The organism is Speluncibacter jeojiensis, from assembly GCF_029589495.1.
Classification (GTDB): domain Bacteria; phylum Actinomycetota; class Actinomycetes; order Mycobacteriales; family Mycobacteriaceae; genus Speluncibacter; species Speluncibacter jeojiensis.
In genome coordinates this window covers 1-20770 of sequence record NZ_JAAIVF010000002.1, presented here as the reverse complement: position 1 = coordinate 20770, position 20770 = coordinate 1, and the positions used below count along the sequence as shown (strand labels likewise).

Here is a 20770-nt window from a genome sequence, read left to right as displayed (position 1 = left end):
ACGATCGCGCCGATCGCCGCGGCGACCGCGGACCGTCGAACACCTCCCGGGCGCCGGCGTCCACCGCGCGCCCCGAGTTCTTTCCTGCGGAGCGGACACGTTGTGTCTCAGGCGGGAAATCCCTTGCTGCAGAACGAAAATTCACCGATAACAGCCACTTCACTGGAGATTCACCGATGAGCCGAGCACGCAAGACCAGTCCCGGGCGGATCCTGTTCGTCGGATCCGGTCCCGGGGACCCGGCCCTGCTCACCATGCGCGCACGCGACGTGCTGGCCGGCGCCACCCTCGCCTTCACCGATCCGGATGTCGACCACGGGGTGCTGGCGCTGATCGGCACCGCACTCGAGCACGATCCGGAGACCGGGGCCAACCCGGCCGAGGTCCGTCCGGCCCTCGGTGAGCCCGCAGAGGTTGCGAAAACCCTTGTGGCGGAGGCGAAGCACGGCCACGATGTCGTGCGGCTGGTGTCCGGTGACCCGCTGACCACAGACTCGGTGATCGCCGAGGTGAGCGCGGTGGCCCGCACCCAGGTGCACTTCGAGACGGTGCCCGGGCTGCCGTCCGGCACTGCGGTCCCGGCCTACGCGGGGATGCCGCTCGGCTCGGAGCACACCGAGGCGGACGTGCGCGGCGAGGTGGACTGGGCGGCGCTGGCCGCCGCGCCCGGGCCGCTGGTCCTGCACGCCGGCGCGGCGCACCTCGCGGAGACGGCGAGCGCGTTGGTCGAGCACGGCCTGGCACCGCAGACCCCCGCCGCGATCACCGTGCGCGGGACCACCCGTCAGCAGCGCACCGTCGAGGCCACGCTCGCGACGCTCAACGACGCCGGTTCCGAACTGGTCGGCCCGCTCATCGTCACCGTCGGCAAGGTCGTCACCCAGCGTCACAAGATGTCCTGGTGGGAGTCGCGCGCCCTGTACGGCTGGACCGTGCTGGTGCCGCGCACGAAGGACCAGGCCGGCGACATGAGCGAGCGGCTGGTCACGCACGGGGCCATCCCGATGGAGGTGCCGACCATCGCGGTCGAGCCGCCGCGCAGTCCCGCGCAGATGGAGCGCGCGGTCAAGGGCCTGGTCGATGGTCGCTACCAGTGGGTGGTGTTCACCTCCACCAACTCGGTCCGCGCGGTGTGGGAGAAGTTCGAGGAGTTCGGCCTGGACGCGCGCGCCTTCTCGGGCGTGAAGATCGCCTGTGTCGGCGAGGCCACCGCGGACAAGGTGCGCTCGTTCGGCATCAACCCGGAACTGGTGCCCCGCGGCGAGCAGTCCAGCGAGGGCCTGCTGGCCGAATTCGCGCCGTTCGACGACGTCTTCGATCCGGTCAATCGGGTGCTGCTGCCGCGCGCCGACATCGCCACCGAGACGCTGGCCGAGGGCCTGCGTGAGCGGGGCTGGGAGATCGACGACGTCACCGCGTACCGCACGGTCCGGGCGGCGCCGCCGCCGGCCGAGACCCGCGAGATGATCAAGACCGGCGGTTTCGACGCGGTGTGCTTCACCTCGTCGTCCACGGTCCGGAACCTGGTCGGCATCGCGGGCAAGCCGCACGCGCGCACCATCGTCGCCTGCATCGGGCCGAAGACCGCCGAGACCGCCGTCGAGTTCGGTCTGCGCGTCGACGTGCAGCCGGAGACGGCGCAGATCGGCCCGCTGGTCGACGCGCTCGCCGAGCACGCCGCGCACCTGCGTGCGGAGGGGCTGCTGCCGCCGCCGCGCAAGAAGTCCCGTAGGCGCTGACCCGCCCTGTGCGTGAGTTGCAGGGGCCCGGCCCCGCAACTCACGCACGGCCCGACGAAGGAGGGCACGCCGTGTACCCGGCCCACCGACCGCGCCGACTGCGCACTACCCCGGCGATGCGCCGCCTCATCGCCGAGACCGCCATCGAGCCGCGGCACCTCGTGCTGCCGATGTTCGTCGCCGACGGCATCACCGAGCCGCGGCCGATCGAGTCGCTTCCCGGCGTCGTGCAGCACACCCCGGACACGCTCCGCGCGGCGGCGGTCGAGGCGGCGGCGGCCGGCGTCGGCGGACTCATGCTGTTCGGGGTGCCGAGCCGGCGTGACGCCACCGGCACCGGCGCCGACGACCCGGATGGGATCCTCAACCTGGGCCTGCGCACGCTGCGTGAGGAACTCGGCGACGACACCGTGCTGATGGCCGACACCTGCCTCGACGAGTTCACCGACCACGGGCACTGCGGCGTGCTCGCCGCCGACGGTTCGGTCGACAACGACGCGACCCTCGACCGCTATGTGTCGATGGCGCTCGCCCAGGCCGAGGCCGGGGCACATGTACTCGGCCCCAGCGGGATGATGGACGGCCAGGTCGCCGCGATCCGGTCCGGGCTCGACGCCGCGGGCCGCACCGACACCGCGATCCTCGCCTACGCCGCCAAGTACGCCTCCGCGCTGTACGGCCCGTTCCGCGAAGCGGTCGGATCGACCCTCGTCGGCGATCGCAAGACCTATCAGCAGGACCCCGCCAACCGCCGCGAATCGCTGCGCGAGGTCGACCTGGACCTGGCCGAGGGCGCCGACATGGTGATGGTCAAGCCCGCGATGCTCTACCTCGACGTGCTGCGGGAGGTCGCGGACCGTTCGGACGTGCCGGTCGCCGCCTATCAGGTCTCCGGCGAATACGCGATGATCTCCGCCGCCGCCCAGCGCGACTGGATCGATCGCGACCGTGCGGTGCTCGAATCGCTGACCGCGATCCGGCGCGCCGGGGCGGACATCGTGCTCACCTACTGGGCCACCGAGGCCGCCGGGTGGCTGCGCTGAGCCGGACGTTCCGTCGGCGCTCGGCAGCCCTGGGCCGGACCTCTACGGTGGTGGCATGACCGAACCGGGGAACCAGACCCCAGTGACGCCGCCGACCGGGCCGGGCCTCCACGACCAGCCCGGTCCCCACCCGTATCCGAACCCGTACGGGTACGGCCCGCCCGCGCGCCCGCCGCGCCCGCCCCGACCGGTCGACGTGCGCACCTCGTTCGAGCTGTGGCTGGTGGTGGCCGCGCTGAGCGTGGCCAGCATCGTCGCCCAGGTCTTCGTGCTGCTCGCCGACACCGACCGCTCCGCCGACACGCTGCTGCGGGAACTGCGCCGACGCGATCCCGGCGCGGCGGTCGACCACGCCGACGCGGTGTTCTACTTTCACCTGTCGGTCGGCTTGTTCGCCGTCATCTCCGGACTGCTGGTCGCCGCGTTGGTCGGGTTGGCCTTCCTCATGCGGGCGGGCCGCAACTGGGCGCGGGTGCTGCTGTGCGCGGTCGGGGCGATGCTCATCGTGTTCGGTATCCGGTCGATCTTCGGCGGCGGCCCGGACGCGGGCGTGGCCGGCGTGGTGCTGCAGGTCGCCACCATCCTGCAGGGTGTCGCCGCGGCCGGCGCGGTCGTGCTGCTGTACCGCAAGGACGCCAATTCCTACTTCGTCCCGCCCGGCCCCGCGTGAGCACCGACCGTCGGGAACCGCCGTCGGAGCGTCCGGTGCCCGACCCGGCGGCCCGACCGCGCGTGGTCGAGGCGGCGTACTGGCTGTGGATGCTTGCCGCGGGTCTGTTGATCGTGCTGGCGTTGCTGTCGCTGACCACCTCCTCCGACGCGGTGCGCGAGCGCTTCGCCTCCGCCGATGCCGGACACGTCGACGCGCTGGTGACACTGTTGCGGGTGAGCGGGGGCGTCTGGCTGTTCGCCGCGGTGGTGGTCGGGCTGCTGGCCGGGCCGGTCCGCGCCGGACACGCGCGACTGCGTCCGGTGCTCGTCGGCTGGTCGGTGGTCGTGGCGGTGCTGCTGCTGGTGCAGGTCGCGACCGGGCTGACGACCGCGGTGCTGCTGCCGGTCCCGGTGCTGCTGCTGATCGCGGCGGTGCTGGCGTACCGGTCGTCGGCGAACATATGGTTTCGACCGTGACCGCCGCCCGCCCCGAACCCACTGCGCCGCAGCCATCGGAGGCCGCCGCCGACGTGCTGTTCTCCGAGCCCGGCGCGCGCCGGCGCGGGCTGTGGTTCGGTCCGCTGTTCGGACTCGCTGGCTTCCTGATCGACCTGATCATCGGCGGCGGCGTCCACGTGGTCGTGTGGCTCGCGGCGGCCCTGATCATCCTGGTGTTCACCCCGCTGCCGATCCGTGCCGCCCGGATGCACGCGAGTGTGGAGTTGACGCGGGCGACATTGCGTCAGGGCACCGAGACGACACCGCTGCACCAGATCGTGCGGATCTTCGACGCGCCGCCCGACGACCGCGCGAACGACGACCCGCGAGAGCCCTGGGAGTCCGCCCGAGCGCTCGGCGAACTGCCCGGGGTTCCGCGGCGCCGGACCGGAATCGGTCTGCAGCTGCGCAACGGCACGCTGGTGCAGGCCTGGGCCAAGGACGACGAGCTTCTGCGCACGTCGCTGACCGAGGCGCTGGTGGCCTGGTACCGCGCACACCCCCGGCGACGTCCACAGCAAGGGGCCGCCGGCGGCCGGGACGACGCCGGCGAAACAGGGAGGAACGACGATCATGGCTAGACGATTCGGACCGGTGGCCGAGGCGGTCGCCGCGGTGGTGCTGCTCGGTCTCTCGGTGTGGTGCTGGACGTTGGGTGTCGGTTCGGTCGTGGCGGTGGTTCCCGGGCTATCCGACGTGCACCTGAAGACCTATGACGGGTCGTGGTTGACCACCGCGTGCGTACTGTTCGCGGCGGCGGGACTGCTTGTCGTCGACGTCGTCCGGCGGCGGCGGGAAGGCGCCGCGCGCACCTGATCCCGGTGGATCCGGGGGTGTGTTGCGACACCTTGTCGCAGGTTCCGCTTGCGTGCGGCGATAGGATGTCCGCGATGTCATTCGTCGATGGGCTCATGGAACGCGTTCCACAGCCGGTGCGCGCCTTCGCCACCAAGTACACCGAACTGATCAAGTTCCTGATGGTCGGTGGGACGACGTTTGTCGTCACCACGGTGCTGTTCTACGTGCTGAAGCTGACGATCCTGTCGACGAAGCCGGTCACCGCGAACGTCATCGCCGTCCTGGTCGCGACGATCCTGTCGTATGTGCTCAACCGTGAGTGGGCCTTCCAGGAACGCGGCGGACGTGAGAGCACCCACGAGGCGCTGCTGTTCTTCCTGATCTCCGGCATCGGCCTGGCGATCAACCAGATCCCGCTGTGGATCTCCAGCTACGTCTTCGACCTGCGCACCCCCGACGTCTCCCTCACCACCGAGAACATCGCCGACTTCATCAGCGGCATGATCCTCGGAACCCTGCTCGCGACCGTCTTCCGATGGTGGGCGTTCCGCCGCTTCGTCTTCCCCGAGCAGATGGAGGAGCTGCGCCGCGAGATCGTCGACGTCGAGCGGGTGCTGCTGCACGAGGAGACGACCCTGGGCCCCGATCAGGAGCGGCTAAAGCCGTAGCCGCGCGGTCAGACGGTGGTGAGCGACCCGTCCTCCGCCGCGGTCTCCGGCACCCGGCGACCGGCCCGCCGCGCGACGATCCGTCCCACGCCCCGGCAGATCAGGTAGATCGCGAACGAGATCGTGGTGACGAACACCGACACCGGCACGCCGGGCGCCAGCGACACCACGATCCCGCCCACGACCGCGACCTCGGCGAACACGACCGAGAGCACCGTGGCGCGCAGCGGACTGGCGGTCACGTGCGCGGCGGCGGCGGCCGGGGTGATCAGCAGCGACAGCACCAACAGCGCCCCGACGATCTGGACCCCCATGGCCGCGGTGACGCCGACGAGGACCGCGAAGATCATCGACAGTGCCCGCACGGGCACGCCGCGCGCGGCTGCGACGTCGGGGTCGACGCTGGAGAACAGCAGCGGCCGGTAGATCACCAGCAGCACCGCCAGCACGATGACGGACGTCCAGATCAGCAGCGACAGCCCCGCCGAGTCCACGCTGACCACCTGGCCGACCAGCAGCGAGAACTTGTTGGTGGTGCGCTCGGGGTTGAGCCAGATGAACAGCACCGACAGGCCGAGCCCGAACGAGAGCACCGCGCCGATCACCGAGTCGCGTTCGCGGGCGCGGGTGCCCAGCAGACCGAACATGATCGCGGCCACCACGGCGCCGCCGATCGCGCCGATGCCGACGCTGATGCCGAACAGCAGGCCGAACGACGCGCCGGCCATCGACAACTCGCTGGTCCCGTGCACGGCGAACGACATCTGCCGGCTGACGATCAGCGGGCCGGTGGCGCCGGCGACCAGTCCGATCACGGCGGCGGCGATCAGCGCGTTCTGCACGAAGCCGAGCTGTAGCAGTTCGCCGGTCGTGTGGAAGTCCAGCAACTGGGTCCACAGCTGTTCGAGTTTGTCGTTCACCGGGAGACCTCATGATCGTGGGTGTGGCCGATGTCGTGACCGGCGCAGGCGGCTTCGTCGACCTCGGCGGTGCGGGCCTCGTCGATGCCGTCGCCGGACCCGACGACGACCAGACGCCCACGCACCCGCAGCACGTCGACCTCGGTCCGGTACAACTCGGAAAGCACCTCGGAGGTCATCACCTCGTCGGGTGTGCCGATCCGGAACCGACCGTCGACCAGGTACAGCACCCGGTCGACCATGGGCAGGATCGGGTTGATCTCGTGGGTGACGAACAGGACGGCGGTGTCGGCGGACCGGCGGCGCTCGTCGATCAGCCGGGCGACCCGCTGCTGATTGGCCATGTCCAGGCTCAGCAGCGGCTCGTCACAGAGCAGCACCGCGGGGTCGCCGGCGAGGGCCTGCGCCACTCGCAGGCGTTGCTGCTCGCCGCCGGAGAGCAGGCCGACAGGGGCGTCGGCATAGCGTTCGGCGCCGACCGCTTTGACTGCCGCATCCACCGCCGCGCGGCGGCGGCGCCGGCCGGCGAGCCCCGGCCCCCAGCGGTGCCCGTCGACCCCGAGGCCGACCAGATCGCGACCGCGCATCGTGATCCCGGCCTCGAGGGTCTTCTGCTGTGGGATGTAGCCGACCCTCGGGTTGCCGGTGCGCGCGGGCGAGCCGGCGACCGTCACGGTGCCCGAGGACAGCGACTGCACGCCGAGCAGGACCTTGAGCAGGCTGGTCTTGCCGGCGCCGTTGGGGCCGAGCACCGCGAGGAACTCGCCGGGGCGCACGTTCACCGTCAGGCCGGACCACAGGGTGCGCGGCCCGTACGACAGGGTCGCGTCGGCCAGCGCGATCGCGGGGCCGGCCGGGACGGCGGGCGTACGGTCCGTCACAGCGCGCCGACGGCCTTGCCGAGTGCGGTCAGTTCGCCGGTCACCCACTGCGTGTAGTCGACGTCGGCGGGCATCGACTCGGTCACGTCGACGACCGGGATCGAGGCGTCGTGCGCCCGCTGCAGGACCGCCTTCGTGGTCGGATCCTGGGTCTGCGTGTTGTAGACCAGCGCAGACGCCTGCTTCGACCCGAGCAGGCGGCCGATCTCGGCGACCGCGGCGGGGGAGGGGTCGGTGCCCTGCTCGACCGCCTCGGTGAACTCCTGCGGGGCGATGTCGACCAGGCCCGACTGCGCGAGCAGATAGTGCAGCACCGGTTCGGTCTCGATCACCTTGGTGCCGCGCCGCTGCTCGTCGATGCGTGCGGCGAGGTCTGCCACCGACTGCAACCGGCCGCGCAGCGCGTCGGCGTTGGCGTGGAAGGTCGCGGCGCCGGCCGGGTCGATCGCGGCGAGGTCGTCGGCGATGGTGCGGGCGACGGCGTCGACGGTGGCCGGGTCGTACCAGACGTGCTCGTTCGGGTCGGACTGCGTGCGGGTGCTGCCCAACGCGCCGGTCACCGGCAGCGCGTAGGCGTCGACCGTGCGCTTGCCGCTGCCGACGGACTCGACGATGTCCGAGGCGAACTTGTCGTAGCCGCCGCCGTTGTAGATGACCAGGTCGGCCTTGGCGACCTTGGCCGCGTCCGACGGGGTGGTCTGGTAGTCGTGGGGGTCCGTGCCGGGGTCGCCGATCAGCGTGGTGACGTCCACCGCGTCGCCGCCGATGGTCTTCGCGATGCCGCCCCACACGTTGGTCGACGCAACCACCTGCGGTCGGCCGTCGTGACCGGACGAAGTTCCCGGCGAAGTGCACGCGGCGAGCGTCAACGCCCCGGCGGTGAGGGTGGCGGCGATCAGTGCGCCGCGGCGCCGTCGGAGCGCCCGTCGACGACGGGGGAAGGTCGGCACGGCGCGGCTCCTCGGCGATCAGATAATAGAAACGATTGTCATTAGCAGAGTAGCATCCGACCTCGCTGTGGGCTGCCGCCGCGGCACCGACTACGGTCCGGGTTATGTCGCGCTCACGCCATCCTCGCCGCCGCAATGCGACGCTCGCGTCGCTGGCCGCCGAGTTGAAGGTCTCGCGCACGACCGTTTCCAATGCCTACAACCGTCCGGATCAGCTCTCGCCGGAACTGCGCGCGCGTGTGCTGGCGACCGCGAAGCGCATGGGGTACCCCGGTCCGGATCCGGTTGCCCGTTCGCTGCGCACCCGCAAGGCCGGCGCGGTGGGGCTGTTGCTCACCGAGGCGCTCAACTACTCGTTCCGGGACCCCGCCGCGGTCGACTTCCTCGCCGGTCTCGCCGAGTCCTGCGACGACGCCGGGCAGGGGCTGCTGATGGTGCCGGCCGGCCCGGGGCGCGATGTGGCCGAGGCCGCCGCGGTGGTCCAGCAGGCCGGGGTGGACGGGTTCGTGGTCTATTCGGTCGCCGACGACGACCCGTACTTCCGGGCCGTGTTCGACCGCAACCTGCCGATGGTGGTGTGCGACCAGCCGCTGGAGGTGCCCGGCGCCTCGCGGGTGGGGATCGACGACCGCGGGGCGATGCGCCGGGTGGCCGAGCACGTCATCGGCCTGGGCCACCGGTACATCGGGGTCCTGTGCATGCGACTCGGCCGCGCCCGCGCCGACGGTGTGGTCGCGCCGGAACGGCTGCGGTCGCCGCACTTCCACGTGCAGAGCGAGCGGATCGCCGGGGTGTCCGACGCGATGGCCGCGGCCGGGCTCGATCCGTCGGCGCTGACCGTCGTCGAACGCTTCGACCACCTGGTGCAGTCCGGGGCCTCCGCCGCCGCGGAGGCGCTCGCGGTCGATCCGCGGATCACCGCGCTGATCTGCACGACCGACGTGCTCGCCCTGGGCGCCTGCGAGCATGCGAAGTCCGCCGGACTGGACGTCCCGGGGCGACTGAGCGTGACCGGGTTCGACGGCGTCGAACGCGCGCTGCGTGAGGGGTTGACGACGGTGCGGCAATCAGCGGAACTGAAGGGCCGGCGCGCCGGTGCGCTGCTGCTCTCGCCGGGCGACGACGGGCCGGTCACCGAGATTCTCGACACCGAACTGCTGGTCGGCCGGACCACGGGCCCGGCGCCGTCCTGACCAGATCGGTCCCGTGCCCGGACCGGCGCGGACCGAGAGCTTTCAGCCCGCCGCCGACAGCAGCTGTGCGCAGCGCAGCAGGCCCAGGTGGCTGTACGCCTGCGGGTGGTTGCCGAGCGAGCGCTCGGCCACCGGGTCGTACTCCTCGGCGAGTAGCCCGGTCGGTCCCGCGGCGTGCACGAGCTGGTCGAACAGCGCGTCGGCCTGAGAGCGTTGGCCGGTCAGCAGGTAGGCCTCGACCAACCACGCGGCGCACAGGTGGAACCCGCCCTCGCCGCCGGGCAGCCCGTCGTCGTGGTGATAGCGGTACACGGTCGACCCGCTGCGCAGCACCGCCTCGGTCGCGGTGACCGTGGCGGCGAACCGTTCGTCGGCGGGGTCGATCAGTCCGGACAGCCCGATGTGCAGCGTCGCCGCGTCCAGGTCGACGCCGTCGTACGCGGCGGTGAACGAGTGCGCCTCTTCGCTCCAGCCCCGCTCGAGCACCTCGGCGGCGATCTCGTCGCGCAGCGCCGACCACCCCGGCTCGACCTCGCGGCCGAACTTCGTGGCCAGCGTGATCGCGCGGTCGACCGTCAGCCAGCACATCACCTTGGAGTACACGTGGTGACGCGGCGCCCCGCGGATCTCCCAGATGCCGTTGTCCGGTTCGGACCAGCGCTGCTCGACCGCGCTGGCCATCGCCAGCACCATGCCCCAGTCCTGGTCGGTCAGCGGGTCGGCGCTGCCGGCCTCCTCGCGCGCGTGCGACAGCGAGCACACCAGGTCGACGACCGGACCGAACACGTCCAGCTGGACCTGCTGGTTGGCCGCGTTGCCGACGCGCACCGGCCGCGACCCCGCATAGCCGGGCAGCGAGTCGATCACGGCCTCGGGCGGCAGGCCGCCGCCCTGGAGTGTGTACAGCGGGTGCAGGCGCTCGGGTCCGGGCAGCGTCTCGAGCACCCCGTGCAGCCAGGTCAGGTAGCCCTCGGCCTCCTCGAGCGAACCGACGGACACCAGCGCGGATGCGGTCAGCGCGGCGTCGCGCAGCCAGCAGTAGCGGTAGTCCCAGTTGCGCACCCCGCCGATGTCCTCGGGCAGTGAGGTGGTCGCGGCGGCAAGGATCGCACCGGTGTCGTTGTGGACCAGCCCACGCAGGGTCAGCGCCGACCGCTTCATCAGCGAGGGCTTGAGCGGCGGCAGGGTCAGGCCGTCGACCCAGTCGCGCCAATGGCTCTCCGAGGCCGCGCGGCGCGCCTCTTCCGGCAGGGCGCAGGGGGCCGTGTCGTCAGTGCCGCACCGCATTTCGAGCACGATCGGGCCGCCGGTCGGATCCAGGACGGCATGCGCGGTCTGCTGGACGCCGTCGCTGACGATCTCCCACTGCACACCGGGGGAGCGCAGCACCATGGGGTCGTTGGTGCCGAAGACCAGCAGGCCCTCGTCGTCCGGGAGCAGTTGCACCTGCACCTGACCGAACTCCGGACGCGGGGCGAACGTGGCGATCGCCTTGGCGCTGCCGCTGACCACCCGGGTGAGGTCGGTGCGCCCCGACTCGACGTCGTGCGGGAGATAGTCGGTGACCAGCAGGCTGGCCCAGCGGGTCTCGACCGTCATCGTGCCGTCGACATACTTCTGGCTCAACGGGAGCCCGGTGCGCTGCGGTTCGATGCTGAAATGGCCGGCGTCGTTGCCGCCGAGGAGGTGCGCGAAGATCGCCGCCGAGTCCGGTTCGGGATGGCACAGCCAGGTCAGCGTGGCGTCCGGGGTGACCAGGGCGACCGCGTTCGGGCTCGCGAGCATCGTCAACCGCTCAATGGGTGTGGCGCTGGCGCCCAGCAGCCAGGTGCGCCGCTCCTCGACGAGGAAGGCCAGTGCCGCGGCGACGTCGTCGGGGGTGTCCACCCGGTACTCGGCACGGGAGGGACCCTCGCCGACCTTGATGCCCAGGTCTGGTCCGTGCAGTCGGCGGAACGCCTTCTCGTCGGTCACGTCGTCGCCGATGAAGACGGCGGCCGAGGCGCCCTCCTGGTGGCGCAGGATGTCGAGCGCCCGGCCCTTGTCGGTGCTCACCACCGCCAGTTCGATGACGGCCTTGCCCTCGGTGACCTGCACCCCCGGCCAGGTCGCGGCGCCGACGCGGACCTTGTCGAGTGCGGCGTCGGCGGTCTCCTGGCCCGAATTGCGCACGTGCAGCGCGACACTCGCGGGCTTGGTCTCGATGGTCACGCCCGGGCTCTGGTCCGCGATCACGCCCAGTTCGGCGGTGATCTGCTCGAGCAGTTCCCTGGCGGCGCTGTCGATCTCGTGCACGAAGCCGATGTCGAACTCCGAGCCGTGACTGCCGACGAGATGGACCTCTGCGGGCAGCCGTGAGAGCGTCGCCAGATCGCGCAGGGCGCGACCGGAGATGACGGCCGCGGTGGTGCCGGGCAGCGAGGCCAGGGAGCGCAGCGCGCGGACGGACTCGGGATGCGGGTGCGCGTCGCTGGGATTGGACACGATGGACGCGACGGTGCCGTCGTAGTCCGACGCGACCAGCAATCTCGGGGTCTTGGCGACGGCCGCCAGGGCCCTTCGGAGTTCGACTGGCAGGTCTTGAACTGTCACGTGGTCAGAACCTCTGCGGATCGCTGGTCGGCGGGTGTGCGTCCTGCGCAGGGTCGACGGGGGCTTTCCGTGGCGGCCCGTGCATTACCCGCAGTCTACGGGCAACGCGCGGCCGTCATGATGCGGACCGAGGTCGTCGGTGTCGGGTGACCCGGTGGTGCCGGCAGCGGTCAGGGCTTGTCGGCGTTCTCGCCCAGCAGCAGTTGGATGGTGAGCTCGAGCCGCTTGGCGACGTCGGAGGCCGAGGCCCGGCGGGTGAGCCACGCGACCAGGTTCGACATCCACACGTCGCTGATCACGCGGGCGACGTTGAGCTGGTCCTCGGTGGGCTCGGTGTCGGGTGTGATGGCCTTGGCGAAGATACGGTCGATCAGCGTGCCGACGGTGGCGACCTCGGCGGCCGCGGACGCGTCCGCGAACATGAAGGCGCGGGTCATCGCCTCGGTGAGCAGGGGGTCGCGCTGCATCGTCTGGGTGATCTGGTTGAGCATCAGCTCGAGTCGCTCGTTGACGGTCAGGCCCGTCGGCAGACGACGATCCGTCTTGGACTCGATGCGCTCGAACTCGCGAGCGAGCGCAGAGACCAGCAGGTGCACCTTCGACGGGAAATACCGGTAGAGCGTGCCCACGGCGACATCGGCCCGTTCGGCCACCGCCCGCATCTGGACGGCGTCGTAGCCGCCCTTGGATGCCAGCGCGAGGGTGGCGTCGAGGATGCGCTTGCGACGGTCGCGCTGCGCGGCCGAACTCAGTTCGTCGTCGCTGAGCGTCGCGGTGGCGCCGTTGTTCCTCGCCTTCGGTCGGGGAGTCGATGTCATCGAGTTGGTCCTTGTTGTCGGGTGCGCCGGGAAGCCTAGTTGCAGGCACCGCCCCCGGAGTGGGATTTTTGTGTGAACGTGTTGCAATTCACCCGGCCCCGCGCCAGGTCGATGCCGTGACCTTGACGCGGCACCAGGTTCCATATTAGAACACGTTCTAAGGCGTTGTGAATGCCTTTTGTCCGTACCGCCGAGGAGTTCTTGTGACCATTGCGACCACCGACGAACAGCGCGCGGTGCAGGAATCGATCCGGGCGTGGGCCCGCTCGGCCGAACCGAGTGTGACGGTGCGCGCGGCGGAGACCGACGCGCAGGCGTGGCGGGCGCTGTGGCCCGCGCTGGCCGAACTCGGACTGTTCGCGGTCGCGCTCCCCGAGGATCTCGGCGGCGTCGGCGCCACCGTGGTCGATCTGGCGGCGATGCTCGAGCAAGCCGCGACCGAACTTGCGCCCGGTCCGGTGCTGCCGACGGCGGTCGCCGGGCTGGCGCTCGCCGCGGCCGGCGGGGGCGTGGCCGAGGAGTTGTGTCCGCGGGTGGCGGAAGGCGCGCTGACCTTCGGCGTGTCGTCGGCCCCGGAACCGGTGCAGGCGGACTCCGCTGCGGACGGCGCGCGGACGTTGAACGGCCGCACCGGGCTGGTGCTCGGCGCGGACTCCGCCGGGGCGCTGCTGCTCGAGATCGCCGACACCGACGGGTCGGTCTGGGTGGTCCTGGACCCCGCGGCCGAGGGGGTGCAGGTCGAGAAGGTGACGTCCGTCGACTTCGGTGTCCCGCTGGCGCGGGTCGAGCTCACCGACGTACGGGTGAGCCCGGACCGGGTGCTCACCGGGCTGCGCGACGGGCTGGTCGCCGACCTGCTGGCGACGCTCGCCGCCGCCGAGGCGGCCGGGGTGGCCGGGTGGTGCCTGACCACTGCGGTCGAGTACGCGAAGATCCGTGAGCAGTTCGGCAAGCCGATCGGTTCCTTCCAGGCCATCAAGCACCTGTGCGCCGAGATGCTGTGCCGCACCGAGCAGATCCGCGCGGTCGCGTGGGACGCCGCGGTCGCCGCCGAGTCCGGCGACGAGCTGCCGATCGCCGCCGCGGTCGCCGCGTCCGTCGCACTCGATGCCGCCGTCGACACCGCCAAGGACTGCATCCAGGTCCTCGGTGGCATCGGCTTCACCTGGGAGCACGAGGCCCACTTCTATCTGCGCCGGGTGCTCTCGCTGCGGCAGCTGCTCGGCGGCGGCGCCGCGTGGCGGGCTCGCGTCGCCGAGCTGACCCGCGCCGGAGCGCGCCGGCACCTCACCGTCGACCTCGGTGACCTCGAAGCACAGCGGGAGACCGTGCGGGCCGAGGTCGAGGCGATCTCCGCACTGCCGGAGGCCGAGCGCCGCGTGGCGTTCGCCGAGTCCGGGTACCTGGCCCCGCACTGGCCCGCGCCGTACGGGAAGTCCGCGAAGGCCGCCGAGCAGATCCTCATCGGCGAGGAACTGGTTCACGCCGAGCTCGAGACGCCGAACCTGGTGATCGGCTGGTGGGCGGTGCCGACCATCCTCGAGCACGGCACCGCCGAGCAGATCGAGCGGTTCGCCATGCCGACGCTGCGCGGCGAACTGGTGTGGTGCCAGCTGTTCTCCGAGCCGGGCGCCGGTTCCGACCTCGCCTCGCTGCGTACCACCGCCGAGAAGGTCGACGGCGGTTGGATCCTCAACGGTCAGAAGGTGTGGACGTCGCTCGCCCGTGAGGCGGACTGGGCGATCTGCCTGGCGCGTACGGACAAGGACGTGCCGAAGCATAAGGGCATCACCTACTTCGTCGTGGACATGCAGTCCGCGGGCATCCGCATCTCGCCGCTGCGGGAGATCACCGGCGACGCCCTGTTCAACGAGGTGTTCCTCGACGGCGTGTTCGTCCCCGACGAGTGCGTCGTCGGGCAGGTCAACGGCGGCTGGAAGTTGGCCCGCACCACGCTCGCCAACGAGCGGGTGGCGATGAGCGGCGGATCCTCGCTGGGCAAGGCGATGGAGGAGCTGCTCGAGTTGTCCGGCCGCGGCGGCACCGATCCGGTCACCGAGGAGCGGATCGGCTTCCTCATCGGGGAGGCGCTGGTCGGTTCGCTGCTAGAACACCGCACCACGCTGCGTCAGCTCGACGGCCAGGATCCGGGTCCGGCCTCGAGCGTGCGCAAGCTCGTCGGGGTGCGGCACCGGCAGGCGGTGGCCGAGTTCGCGCTCGGCTGCGCGGGAGCCGAGGGCGCGGTAGAGGGGCCGCTGTCGCGCGAGTTCCTCAACACACGGTGCCTGAGCATCGCCGGCGGCACCGAGCAGATCCTGCTGACCGTCGCCGCCGAGCACCTGCTCGGGCTCCCCCGCGGCTGACCGCTACCGAACAGCGGGAGTGCGATGTGCCCCGCGGCGCAGCCGGTGTTTCAATGCGATGAACGCCAACTACGTGCACAGATACTGATACTGCTCGACGTATCTCGATAGGACGGTTCTCAGGTGGACTTCACTTTTGGCAGTGAGCAGCAGGCGGTGGCCGAGGTGGCCGCCACCGTGCTGCAGACGGCGGCGAGCGCCGAGGCGCTCGCGGCCATGGACAGGAAAGCGCCCGTGTGGGACGCCACGCTGTGGAAGCGGCTGGCCGACGAGGGCGTGCTCTCGCTGCCCCTGCCGGAGTCGCTCGGCGGCGACGACCTGGGGATCGGCGAGATCGGCGTGCTGCTGGGCCAGGTCGGCCGGCATGCGGCGCAGGTTCCGGTGCTCGAGACCCTCGGCTTCGGCGTGCTGCCGCTGCTGGCACTCGGCGGCGACGCGAAGCGGTTCCTCGCCGGCGTCCCCGGCGGCGCGATCCTCACGGCGGCGCTGAGCGAGCCCGGCGCGCCGCTGCCCGCCACCCCCGCGACGACCGCCACTGCGGACGGTGACGGCTACGTCGTCAGCGGTCGCAAGGTCGGTGTCCGGTACGCCGAGCAGGCGGCGTTCGTGTTGGTGCCCACGTCCGCGGGTGTGGCCGTGGTGGCGCCCGACGCCGACGGTGTCACGCTGACCCGCACGTTCACCGCCTCGCTGGCCCCCGAGTACACGATGGTGCTCGAGAACGTCCGCGTCGACGCGGGTGCGCTGCTCACCGCCGTGCCGGTCGCGCAGGTCTACCGGATCGCGCTCGCCGCGGTCGCCGCGCAGGCGGCGGGGCTGGGCACCGGGATGACCGACCTCACCGCGAAGTACGTGAGCGGCCGTGAGCAGTTCGGCAAGCCGATCGCGGTCTTCCAGGCCGTCTCGCAGCAGCTCGCCGACTCCTACGTCACCGCCCGCACGCTCGAGCTGGCCGCCAGGTCGGCCTGCTGGCGCCTGTCCGAGGGGCTCGACGCCGCCGAGGACACCTCGGTGGCCGCCTACTGGATGGCCGAGCGGTTGCCGGTGTCGATGCAGCAGTGCAGCCACATGCACGGCGGCATGGGTGCCGATGTGACCTACCCGGCCCACCTGTACTACGAGCAGACCAAGGATCTCGTCCGCCTCGTCGGCGGCCCGTCCTCCCGTCTGTCCATCCTCGGCGCACTCAGCGCCCGCGACCTCGGTGTGGAGGCAGCATGCTCATCGATCTGACCCCCGAGCAGAAGAAGCTCCAGGCGGAACTGCGCGACTACTTCGCCGGCCTGATCTCGCCCGACGAGGCCGAGGCCATGCTCACCGACCGGCACGGCCCCGAGTACCACGAGGTCATCCGGCGGATGGGCCGCGACGGCTGGCTCGGTGTGGGCTGGCCGAAGGAGTTCGGCGGCAAGGGCTTCGGTGAGATCGAACAGCAGATCTTCACCAACGAGGCCGTGCGCGCCGACGTGCCGCTGCCGTCGGTGACCCTGCAGACCGTCGGCCCGACCCTGCAGGTGTACGGCACCGAGGAGCAGAAGCAGAAGTTCCTGCCCTCGATCCTGTCCGGCGAGGTGCACTTCGCGATCGGCTACACCGAGCCCGAAGCCGGCACCGACCTCGCGTCGCTGCGTACCACCGCCGTCCGCGACGGAGATCACTACGTCGTCAACGGCCAGAAGTACTTCACCACCGGTGGTCACGCGGCCGACTACATCTGGCTGGCCGTGCGCACCGGCACCACCGAGGACCGCCACCGCGGAATCTCGATCCTCATCGTGGACACCAAGGACCCGGGCTTCTCGTGGACCCCGGTGATCACCGCCGACGGTGCGCACCACGTCAACGCCACCTACTACGAGAACGTGCGCGTGCCGGTCGAGATGCTCGTCGGCGAGGAGAACAAGGGCTGGCGCCTGATCACCACCCAGCTCAACCACGAGCGCGTCATGCTCGGCCCGTGCGGCCGGGTCGGCGGGCTCTACGACCACGTCAGCGAATGGGCCAAGCGCCCCGGTCCCGACGGCAACCCGCTGTTGACCCAGCCCGACGTGCAGCGCGCGCTCGGTGAGATCCGTGCGATCTACCGGCTCAACGAGTTGCTCAACTGGCAGGTCGCCTCGCAGACCGGTGCGCTCGACATGGCCGACGCGTCGGCCACCAAGGTGTTCTCCACCGAGCAGATCCAGCGGATGGGTCGGCTGGCGGAGGAAGTCGTCGGCCGCTGGGGCGACCCGGCCGATCCCGAGACCGGGCACTTGCTGCGGTGGCTGGACGCGCAGACCAAGCGCAACCTCGTGATCACCTTCGGCGGCGGAGTCAACGAGGTCATGCGTGACCTCATTTCCACCGCCGGCCTGGGACTGCCGAAGGTGTCGCGCCGGTGACCGGGAACAAGCAGATGAGCGATCAGGACATCCTCGACGCCGCGCAGCGTGTGCGTGACGACGGCGGCAGTGCGCGCCGCAGCGGCCGCGATCCGATCAACCAGCCGATGGTCAACAACTGGGTCGAGGCGATCGGTGATCGCAACCCGATCTATGTCGACGAGGCGGCCGCGAAGGCGGCGGGTCACGCCGGCGTCGTCGCCCCGCCGGCGATGGCGCAGGTGTGGACGATGCGCGGGCTCGGCGCGGTGCGCGAGGCCGACGATCCGCTGGGCCGCATGACCGACCTGCTCAACGAGGCGGGCTTCACCTCGGTGGTGGCGACCAACTGCAACCAGACATACCACCGCTACCTGAGTCCGGGCGACGAGGTGACCATCGAGTCGGTGCTCGAGGACGTCGTCGGCCCGAAGAAGACGGGTCTGGGCGAAGGCTGGTTCTTCACCACCCGCAACTTCTGGCGGGACGCCGACGGCGAGGTCGTCGCGGAGATGGAATTCCGCATCCTCAAGTTCCGCCCGCCTGTGGCCGAGACGAAGTCGGAGCCGGCGCAGCTCACCGAGGCGCGCGCCGCCAGCGGCGCCCCCGTCGACGACCTCGACGGCAGCAAGCTCATGCGTCCGCAGGCCTCGCGCGACACCCAGTTCTTCTGGGACGGCGTGGCCGCGCACGAGTTGCGCCTCCAGAAACTCGAGGACGGCACGCTGCAGCATCCGCCGGTCCCCGCGCTGTGGAAGACCAAGGACGAGACGACGGACTATGTCGTCGCCTGCGGCCGCGGCACGGTGTACAGCTTCATCGTCCACCACGCCCCGAAGGTGCCGGGCCGGCAACTGCCGTTCGTCATCGCACTGGTCGAGCTGGAGGAGGGCGTGCGGATGCTTGGTGAGCTGCGCGGCGTCGACCCCGACAGCGTCGAGATCGGGCAGCCGGTCACCGTGGACTTCCTCGATTTCCCGGCCGATCCGGACAACGAGGCCAAGGGCCCGTGGACCCTGTACGCCTGGCGCCCCGCCGACCATGCCGAGGAGACGCGATGAGCAACAGCACGACCGGCGCCGCAGTTGTGGTGCCGCCCGCCGAACCCCCCGTCGTCGCGGTCGGGGACGCCCTGCCCTCCCTGACGATCGAGGGCACGCCCACGTTCATCGTCTCCGCGGCGCTTGCCACGCGCGACTTCGAGGACGTGCACCACGATCGTGACCGTGCCCAGCAGCGCGGGTCGAAGGACATGTTCGTCAACATCCTCACCGACACCGGCCTGGTCCAGCGTTACGTGACCGACTGGGCTGGGCAGAAGGCCGTGATCCGGTCGATCTCGCTGCGACTGGGCGTGCCGTGGTACGCGTACGACACGCTGACGATGGCAGGCAGCGTCGAGTCGATCGTCGACGGATTGGTGACGCTCGCCGTCACGGGCACCGATTCGCTCGGCAAACACATCACCTCCACGGTCACCCTGGTCATGGACGGGACGATCGCAAAGGAGGCCGACGCATGAGCGGACTGTCAGGACAGGCGGCGATCGTCGGCATCGGTGCCACCGACTTCAGCAAGGATTCCGGGCGTAGCGAACTCAGGTTGGCGGCCGAGGCCGTGAAGGCAGCCGTCGCGGACGCCGGCCTCCAGCCGTCGGATGTGGACGGCCTCGTGTCGTTCACGATGGACACGAACATCGAGATCGCCGTCGCGCGCGCGCTCGACATCCCGGAGCTGAAGTACTTCACCCGAATCCACTACGGCGGCGGCGCGGCCTGCGCGACCGTGCAGCAGGCCGCCATTGCGGTGGCGACCGGTGTCGCGGACGTGGTGGTCGCCTACCGGGCGTTCAACGAGCGTTCCGGCAAGCGGTTCGGCCAGGTCGACTCGGGCCTTGCGGCCCGGGTGGACTCATCCGGCACCGACTACGCGTTCTCCTACCCGCACGGGTTGAGCACGCCGGCCGGGTCGGTGGCGATGATGGCACGCCGGTACATGCACCAGTTCGGTGCCACCAGCGAGGACTTCGGCCGCATCGCCGTCGCCGACCGCAAGCATGCCGCGACCAACCCGAACGCGTTCTTCTACGGCAAGCCGATCACGCTCGAGGACCACCAGGCCTCGCGCATGATCGCCGACCCGCTGCACCTGCTCGACTGCTGTCAGGAGTCGGATGGCGGTATCGCGATCGTGATCACCTCGGCCGAGCGCGCGAAGGACCTGCAGCAGAAGCCGGTGAACATCCTGGGTGCGGCGCAGGGCAGCGCGCGAGACCAGTACACGATGATGAGCTACTACCGTCCCGACCTCGCCTGCATTCCCGAGATGGGTCTCGTGGGCAACCAGCTCTGGGCTCAGTCCGGGCTCCGCCCGCAGGACATGGACATGGCGGTCCTCTACGACCACTTCACCCCGTATGTGCTGATGCAGCTCGAGGATCTCGGGTTCTGCGGGCGGGGAGAGGCGAAGGACTTCGTCCGTGAGCCCGGCGCCCTCGAGGTCGGCGGCAAGCTGCCGCTGAACACCCATGGTGGACAGCTGGGCGAGGCCTACATCCACGGGATGAACGGCATCGCCGAGGGCGTTCGGCAGATCCGCGGCACCTCGGTGAACCAGGTACCAGGCGCCGAGCACGTGCTCGTCACCGCCGGCACCGGCGTTCCGACGTCGGGTCTCGTCCTGGCCGGCTGACAACCACAGACAGGGAAGGGGCCGTCGCATCGTTTGATGCGACGGCCCCTTCTTTTTGCCATTGATGGCCCGACGAACCGCTCAAACCCGGACATCTGCCCCTCCGCGCCCCTACCGATGGTCCCCGGCGACATCAAAGTGAACGAAAAACCGTCTCTGACCAGGCGATTTGGTATTGCGTTCGGATTCGCGTAACTTAATCCAGGTCAGAGCGACACGGACACCGACCCGGAGCCCGCAAGGCCCCGGGGAACGAGGTTGGACGAAGAAAGTCTGATACGCTAATCTAGCAGCACCCCGGAGAGATCGAGATTGTTTCTCGGTGTTGATGGTGTGTGCGTGTTCTTTGAGAACTCAACAGTGTGCCGATGAAAGTCAGTGCCAAATTTTTTTGGTGCATCCCGCATCGTTTGGATGTGGGTGTTGCTGATCGTTTCACACCCCCGTGTGGGATGGTCAGTGTTTTTGCTAGTTTGAGTTTTTTTTGCTAGTGATTTGACTCGATGTCTTTGACTGATTGCCGGTTTTGCCGGCCAATCGAGAGTCTTCAACGGAGAGTTTGATCCTGGCTCAGGACGAACGCTGGCGGCGTGCTTAACACA

Annotated in this window: 20 protein-coding genes; 14 read left to right on the top strand and 6 right to left on the bottom strand. The window is 70.3% G+C overall.

What is annotated here, in order from left to right; all coding sequences use genetic code 11:
* Window positions 1–176: 176 nt before the first annotated feature.
* From G4X40_RS07260 to G4X40_RS07230, 7 genes are all read left to right on the top strand, one after another.
* A complete protein-coding gene (locus tag G4X40_RS07260) occupies window positions 177–1739 on the top strand; it encodes a bifunctional uroporphyrinogen-III C-methyltransferase/uroporphyrinogen-III synthase (protein ID WP_277831370.1) in 1563 nt (520 codons plus the stop codon).
* 71 nt (window positions 1740–1810) lie between these two features.
* Window positions 1811–2782: a porphobilinogen synthase gene (gene hemB, locus G4X40_RS07255; protein ID WP_277831368.1), complete on the top strand. Its 972-nt coding sequence runs from the start codon at window positions 1811–1813 to the stop codon at window positions 2780–2782.
* A gap of 55 nt (window positions 2783–2837) precedes the next feature.
* A complete protein-coding gene (locus tag G4X40_RS07250) occupies window positions 2838–3452 on the top strand; it encodes a hypothetical protein (RefSeq protein ID WP_277831366.1) in 615 nt (204 codons plus the stop codon).
* Window positions 3453–3487: 35 nt separating this feature from the next.
* Entirely contained in the window at window positions 3488–3910 is a 423-nt protein-coding gene (locus G4X40_RS07245; protein WP_277831364.1) for a hypothetical protein, read from the top strand.
* Entirely contained in the window at window positions 3907–4512 is a 606-nt protein-coding gene (locus G4X40_RS07240; RefSeq protein WP_277831363.1) for a hypothetical protein, read from the top strand. Before G4X40_RS07245 ends, G4X40_RS07240 begins: the two co-directional genes overlap by 4 nt.
* Window positions 4505–4747 (top strand): hypothetical protein, encoded by a 243-nt coding sequence (locus G4X40_RS07235; protein WP_277831362.1) that lies wholly within the window; start codon window positions 4505–4507, stop codon window positions 4745–4747. The genes G4X40_RS07240 and G4X40_RS07235 overlap by 8 nt, the downstream gene beginning before the upstream one ends.
* A 74-nt stretch (window positions 4748–4821) precedes the next feature.
* Window positions 4822–5397: a GtrA family protein gene (locus G4X40_RS07230; protein ID WP_277831360.1), complete on the top strand. Its 576-nt coding sequence runs from the start codon at window positions 4822–4824 to the stop codon at window positions 5395–5397.
* Between the two features lie 8 nt (window positions 5398–5405).
* On the opposite strand, the gene G4X40_RS07225 is transcribed toward G4X40_RS07230, so the two are convergent.
* From G4X40_RS07225 to G4X40_RS07215, 3 genes are read right to left on the bottom strand one after another with little or no spacing between them, the layout of a single operon-like run.
* Window positions 5406–6317, bottom strand: a complete 912-nt coding sequence (locus tag G4X40_RS07225) for a metal ABC transporter permease (protein ID WP_277831358.1) — start codon at window positions 6315–6317, stop codon at window positions 5406–5408.
* Complete coding sequence (locus G4X40_RS07220; protein WP_277831356.1) at window positions 6314–7198, bottom strand: metal ABC transporter ATP-binding protein; 885 nt, start codon at window positions 7196–7198, stop codon at window positions 6314–6316. Before G4X40_RS07220 ends, G4X40_RS07225 begins: the two co-directional genes overlap by 4 nt.
* Window positions 7195–8148 (bottom strand): metal ABC transporter solute-binding protein, Zn/Mn family, encoded by a 954-nt coding sequence (locus tag G4X40_RS07215; RefSeq protein WP_277831354.1) that lies wholly within the window; start codon window positions 8146–8148, stop codon window positions 7195–7197. The genes G4X40_RS07220 and G4X40_RS07215 overlap by 4 nt, the downstream gene beginning before the upstream one ends.
* A gap of 104 nt (window positions 8149–8252) precedes the next feature.
* On the opposite strand from G4X40_RS07215, the gene G4X40_RS07210 reads away from it, so the two are divergent.
* Window positions 8253–9341, top strand: coding sequence for a LacI family DNA-binding transcriptional regulator (locus G4X40_RS07210; RefSeq protein ID WP_277831352.1), 1089 nt, complete (start codon window positions 8253–8255; stop codon window positions 9339–9341).
* Window positions 9342–9383: 42 nt separating this feature from the next.
* On the opposite strand, the gene otsB is transcribed toward G4X40_RS07210, so the two are convergent.
* Window positions 9384–11933, bottom strand: coding sequence for a trehalose-phosphatase (gene otsB, locus G4X40_RS07205; RefSeq protein WP_277831350.1), 2550 nt, complete (start codon window positions 11931–11933; stop codon window positions 9384–9386).
* 170 nt (window positions 11934–12103) lie between these two features.
* A complete protein-coding gene (kstR, locus tag G4X40_RS07200; protein WP_277831349.1) occupies window positions 12104–12751 on the bottom strand; it encodes a cholesterol catabolism transcriptional regulator KstR in 648 nt (215 codons plus the stop codon).
* A 203-nt stretch (window positions 12752–12954) separates the two neighbouring features.
* On the opposite strand from kstR, the gene G4X40_RS07195 reads away from it, so the two are divergent.
* From G4X40_RS07195 to G4X40_RS07170, 6 genes are all read left to right on the top strand, one after another.
* A complete protein-coding gene (locus G4X40_RS07195) occupies window positions 12955–15114 on the top strand; it encodes an acyl-CoA dehydrogenase (protein WP_277831344.1) in 2160 nt (719 codons plus the stop codon).
* Between the two features lie 123 nt (window positions 15115–15237).
* On the top strand, window positions 15238–16347 hold the full coding sequence (locus tag G4X40_RS07190) for an acyl-CoA dehydrogenase family protein (RefSeq protein WP_277831343.1): 1110 nt from the start codon (window positions 15238–15240) through the stop codon (window positions 16345–16347).
* A complete protein-coding gene (locus tag G4X40_RS07185) occupies window positions 16332–17498 on the top strand; it encodes an acyl-CoA dehydrogenase family protein (protein WP_277831341.1) in 1167 nt (388 codons plus the stop codon). Before G4X40_RS07190 ends, G4X40_RS07185 begins: the two co-directional genes overlap by 16 nt.
* Window positions 17499–17512: 14 nt before the next feature.
* A complete protein-coding gene (locus tag G4X40_RS07180; RefSeq protein WP_277832349.1) occupies window positions 17513–18538 on the top strand; it encodes a bifunctional MaoC family dehydratase N-terminal/OB-fold nucleic acid binding domain-containing protein in 1026 nt (341 codons plus the stop codon).
* Window positions 18535–18999, top strand: a complete 465-nt coding sequence (locus G4X40_RS07175) for a MaoC family dehydratase (protein ID WP_277831339.1) — start codon at window positions 18535–18537, stop codon at window positions 18997–18999. Before G4X40_RS07180 ends, G4X40_RS07175 begins: the two co-directional genes overlap by 4 nt.
* Window positions 18996–20168 (top strand): lipid-transfer protein, encoded by a 1173-nt coding sequence (locus G4X40_RS07170; protein WP_277831338.1) that lies wholly within the window; start codon window positions 18996–18998, stop codon window positions 20166–20168. The genes G4X40_RS07175 and G4X40_RS07170 overlap by 4 nt, the downstream gene beginning before the upstream one ends.
* Window positions 20169–20449: 281 nt before the next feature.
* Here the strand turns inward: G4X40_RS07170 and G4X40_RS07165 are convergent.
* The coding region (locus tag G4X40_RS07165) for a hypothetical protein (RefSeq protein ID WP_277831336.1) at window positions 20450–20770 on the bottom strand (321 nt) is incomplete at its 5' end.